At 23.0% G+C, this 1,261-nt stretch carries 3 protein-coding genes (1 of these 3 cut by a window edge); all 3 read right to left on the bottom strand.

Annotated features, from left to right (window positions below):
- Nucleotides 1-119, bottom strand: part of the annotated coding region (obgE, locus tag BST80_RS04650) for a GTPase ObgE (protein ID WP_415746178.1) (this coding region is incomplete at its 3' end). 880 nt of the annotated region lie to the left of the window's left edge; 119 of its 999 annotated nt are in view.
- 590 nt (nt 120-709) lie between these two features.
- Nucleotides 710-925 (bottom strand): hypothetical protein, encoded by a 216-nt coding sequence (locus tag BST80_RS04645; protein ID WP_415746177.1) that lies wholly within the window; start codon nt 923-925, stop codon nt 710-712.
- 31 nt (nt 926-956) lie between these two features.
- Nucleotides 957-1,178, bottom strand: a complete 222-nt coding sequence (locus BST80_RS04640; protein WP_415746176.1) for a redoxin domain-containing protein — start codon at nt 1,176-1,178, stop codon at nt 957-959.
- Nucleotides 1,179-1,261 lie beyond the last annotated feature (83 nt).

Below are 1,261 nucleotides of genomic sequence, written 5' to 3'. Positions count from 1 at the left end.
CCACCATCGCCACCCGAAGGACCACNTTTTGGCACATATAATTCACGATGAAAAGCAACGGCACCATCACCGCCTTTTCCTGCAAATAATTTAATTGTTGCAACATCAATAAATTTCATTACGTATCCTTTTCTCNTTATATACTTCTAATTGTTTTAAAACTACTTTGTCAATTAAAAGTAACCCTTTTTANTTTTTTGCTTCAATAACTTATNNNTAAAATTAGAAGATACTTTTAGTATATTAAAATATTTTTTGCACTAATTCTCCTTATATTAAAAAATTTATTAATTAAGTTATATAAATTTATCTTGCTAAGTAAAGAAACCTACTTTAAATTTTTTCTTTAATTCTTAAATCGTTTTTATATTTGNACATATTATATTATAACAAAATTTAAATATTTTAGGAGTTATTTAATCTTTAAAAAAGNAAAAAAACAATTAAAATTGTTTTTTAGAAAATGTTATTAAATAGACTTCTTGCATAACCTAGTTATTTTAAAATTCCTATANANNANNTTTAAAATAACTAGGTTATGCAAGAAGTCTAATAATTTTTTGGTTAGATAAACCATTATATTTAAAATTTGTTGATAAGTTTATTAAATTTTGTACCATATTAAAACTCTTTCGTAATTTTAAATATTTTGTCTCCTAAAAACTTACATTACAATGCTAATTATTACTAAAATAATATAAATATAACACTAAGATTTATTATTTAAATCAGTTTTTGTTACTACTGACAATACTGTTTTAATATGTTCAACTGGTTTAACTTTCCGTCATTCTTGGATAATCTTAAAATCATTATCCAGCAAAAAAGTGCTTCGTTCAATGCCAAGATAAACATTATTAAACATTTTCTTTTCTTTCAAGACATCAAACATTTCACATAATTTAGAATCAATATCACATAACATGGGAAAACTAACATTATTATCATTTTGAAACTTAGTTTGTTTTTTTTAAATTATCACGACTAATACCAATAACATTATAACCATCAGTTAAAAATTTTTGATAATAACGATTATAAGCAACTGTTTCTAAAGTACAGCCTGGTGTTGCTGCTTTCGGAAAAAAATAAAAAATATAGCCCTTTTCTTTTTGAAAATCAGTAATAAGATGTTCTTCTCCATCTGTAAACAAAAACTTTTCTTGTTTTAAATCCATTTTTAAATAACCTCCCCTAAAAATAATAATAGACTTCTTGCATAACCTATTAAAATAATTGTAAATATTTTTAAAAAGATACT

Source organism: Spiroplasma sp. Moj, from assembly GCF_016082285.1.
GTDB lineage: Bacteria > Bacillota_I > Bacilli_A > Mycoplasmatales > Mycoplasmataceae > Spiroplasma > Spiroplasma phoeniceum.
Note: the sequence above shows the minus strand (reverse complement) of the source record. Positions and strands in the feature narration are given on the sequence as shown.